The sequence below is a fragment of the Sedimentitalea sp. XS_ASV28 genome (genome assembly GCF_041224545.1).
Lineage (GTDB): Bacteria > Pseudomonadota > Alphaproteobacteria > Rhodobacterales > Rhodobacteraceae > Sedimentitalea.
In genome coordinates this window covers 1-2,793 of record NZ_JBGFGP010000093.1, presented here as the reverse complement: position 1 = coordinate 2,793, position 2,793 = coordinate 1, and the positions used below count along the sequence as shown (strand labels likewise).

Sequence of the window (2,793 nt, the reverse complement as noted above, 5' to 3'; positions counted from 1 at the left end):
CGATGACGCCCCTTTGAGCCAGCAGTTCTTCGACATCTGCGGTGCTGAGCGCAAACCGATGGCAGACCCAGACCTCATAAACAACAATCTCAAGAGGGAACCGGAAACCTTTGAAGCGGGGCTTTTCAGGCGGATTTATCACGTCCCACCCTTAGCCAAGCTGAAAACCGCAAACAAGTTGATGGTTTGCACAGCTCCACCATCCGGCATCGCGATGTGCCATGTCGGCGTTGTTGGGTCCGCGAGATTGCAGCGCTTGGACATGAGGTCCGCCTGATCCCGCATGCTTATGTCAAAACCTATGTGAAGCGCCAGAAGAATGACACGGCGGACGCCGAGGTGATTTGTGAAGCAGTCACTCGACCGAACATGCATTTTGTCGCGATCAAGAGCACCGATCACCAGGCCGCTTTGATGTTGCATCACGCCCGGAATCTTCTGGTTCGCCAACGCACCATGCTGATAAACGCACTGCGCGCCCACTTGGCCGAGTTCGGGCTTGTAGCAGTTCAAGGCCCCCGCAAGATACGCGAGATGCTGAGCGATCTAGAAAATGGCCATCTTGATGTCCCCGAGTTCGGGCGGTCGGCTTTACTTTCGCTGGCCCGGCAGATCGATAGTCTGGAAGACGAAATCGCCAAACTTGAGTGCAAGATACGGGACTGGCATCGCTCAAGCGAGGTTAGCCAGCTTCTGGCAACGATCCCAGGCGTCGGGGTGCTCACTGTGACGGCTCTTGCTGCCATCATTGGATCCCTCTCAATTTCGGTCTGCCCGCCAATTTGCCGCCTGGCTCGGGCTGGTACCGAGACAGAACTCCTCAGGCGGAAAGGACTGGCTGGGGCGGATCACGAAGATGGGGGGTGGTTATCTGCGCAAGTTACTTGTCGTGGGCGCGACTGCAGTTCTCAGGCGCGTCGTCCACCCGCAAACGCAAACTGCAAAGTGGATCAGGCGCTTGCTGGAGGAAAGCCCGCCCGATTGGTTAGCGTGGCACTGGCGAACAAAACCGCGCGGATCGTCTGGGCCGTCTTGTCGAAGAAGGAGGTCTACAAGCCAACCTGAGATTTCAGAACGCTGAGAAACACTTCGCACGAGTTGCAAGAGCAACACCTGTGATGATGATCTTTGCCACCGCAACCGGAACACCCCGGGGCATTATCAGGACGTCATAGTCCGGCAAATTGATAGGGACTGCGGTTCGCGGACTTCATCAGGGCCAGCGGTCAAACAGGCCGGACAAGTGATCGCTATGCATAAAGATCAAAATCACAAGAAAATACTTGCAAAAAGGGAGATGGCCACAAATGGCAATCCCGCGCGACGTAATTTCTTGCGCATAATTGCCCGACTTGCGCCGTCCGCGCCATGAACCTGAAATACGTTCTTCGCCAGATCGAGCCCAGCTGTGATAGTCTCCGACACGACTACTCTGCTTTGTGAATCCACACAAACCCACAATGGCATATCAATGCCGCCGGAGGACGGTTACAGCATCAGGCCCCTTCACTCAAAGCTCAACATCAGCGGGGACATCTCCCATGGACAAGTGGAACCGGAACACTGCGGTCAAGTCCGCTAGAATTGCATCGTGTTTGTCGGCCGGAAAATCCCGTTGCATGTCCAGGATGACCGTCACGTACTCCGCGATCATACGGCCACGCAGTTCGGGATCGGCGCAGGGCGTTTCCGAGCGGGAGACGATCAGGTCGGCGACCATCTTGCCGGCGATGCGGTTTCCGTTCTGATCGATCCGCCATAGCTCGGGCGAGGCGTGGAGCGCGCGGCGCAAGGCGGTTGCGCCGGATTGATCGGATCTCAGCCGCGCCAGCCGCGTGATTGCGGCGCACGCCTTGTCGATCCAGTCAGGGGCCTGGCGCGCCTCTTCGAACAGTTCCTCCAGAATTCTCAACCTCTCGGCAAGGCCGTCTTCGGCGAGCCGGGCCAGCAGTTTGTGCTTGTTCGCGAAATAGCTGTAGAGGGTCGCGACGTTCAATCCGGCCTCGGCCGCGATGGCTGGCATGTTGAATGCCTCGAAGCCGCCACGCTCCATTACCCGAATCGCTGCTTGCAGGATCTCCTCGACCGTTTCGCGAGACCGCTTCTGTTTCGGTTTCCTCCGCCCAGGGGCAGCAAGAGGATTCGGTCGTTTGGGGTTGTTTTCGGTGATTTTATGTTTCGCTTGTTTGCTGGCGTTCGACCGGGTCATCGTTCAGGGCTCTCTTTATCCACTTGTTAAGTTAGCCATTTTTACGAGGCATTCATCCAAGATCATATCGCGTGGCAGGTCAAGGATCGCGGATGAACGGATAAAATACAAATATTTATTTACATTTTATCCAGCCGACCGTTAATCTCCATCTGCGCGGGCGCTGACCAGGCGCATCAAGGGAGAAGACCACATGAAAAAGATCACGAGTTTTGCCGGCGCATGTCTGCTGCTTGCAGGTGCCGCCGTTGCCCAGGATTGGCCGTCGGACCCGATCCGCTATGCCAACTTCATGCCTGAGGGGTTCACCACGTCGCTGATCGACCAGTATGTCGTAGACGAGATTGCCGCGCGCACCGACGGTGCGGTCAAGATCGAGATATTTCATGGTGGTGCGCTTGGCGGCCCGGGCGAGATGATCGAGCTTGTCGGATCGGGTGCGGTGGTGACCTGCCCCCCTTCGGTCCCTCGTTCATAACGAGAGTCTGCGGGTTTGATCTTGATAATCATGGGTTTCGGTTTGGGCAAGCGCGCCGGGCGCGGAGCCCTCAAATTGCTCAAGCGCTCGGCGCGCTTGCAGTGGC

The 2,793-nt window shown here is 57.0% G+C and carries 2 protein-coding genes and 3 pseudogenes; 2 read left to right on the top strand and 3 right to left on the bottom strand.

Features of this window, described 5'->3' with window-relative positions:
* A pseudogene (locus AB9K34_RS05520) lies at window positions 1-142 on the bottom strand (IS6 family transposase); the annotation flags it as partial.
* Here AB9K34_RS05520 and AB9K34_RS05515 point away from each other — a divergent pair.
* A pseudogene (locus tag AB9K34_RS05515) lies at window positions 136-1,065 on the top strand (IS110 family transposase); the annotation flags it as partial. The pseudogenes AB9K34_RS05520 and AB9K34_RS05515 overlap by 7 nt on opposite strands.
* Window positions 1,066-1,320: 255 nt before the next feature.
* On the opposite strand, the pseudogene AB9K34_RS05510 reads toward AB9K34_RS05515, so the two are convergent.
* A pseudogene (locus AB9K34_RS05510) lies at window positions 1,321-1,425 on the bottom strand (IS110 family transposase); the annotation flags it as partial.
* 85 nt (window positions 1,426-1,510) lie between these two features.
* A complete protein-coding gene (locus tag AB9K34_RS05505) occupies window positions 1,511-2,209 on the bottom strand; it encodes a TetR/AcrR family transcriptional regulator (protein ID WP_369953434.1) in 699 nt (232 codons plus the stop codon).
* Window positions 2,210-2,402: 193 nt separating this feature from the next.
* Between AB9K34_RS05505 and AB9K34_RS05500 the strand changes: the two genes are divergently transcribed.
* Window positions 2,403-2,687 carry a hypothetical protein gene (locus AB9K34_RS05500; RefSeq protein WP_369953433.1) on the top strand — a complete coding sequence of 95 codons (285 nt, stop codon included), beginning with the start codon at window positions 2,403-2,405 and terminating at the stop codon, window positions 2,685-2,687.
* Window positions 2,688-2,793: the final 106 nt, after the last annotated feature.

What these genes read in the sequence shown, in the direction of transcription:
- AB9K34_RS05505 (WP_369953434.1), bottom strand. Translation starts at nt 2,209, where the DNA reads ATGACCCGGTCGAACGCCAGCAAACAAGCGAAACATAAAATCACCGAA.
- AB9K34_RS05500 (WP_369953433.1), top strand. Translation starts at nt 2,403, where the DNA reads ATGAAAAAGATCACGAGTTTTGCCGGCGCATGTCTGCTGCTTGCAGGT.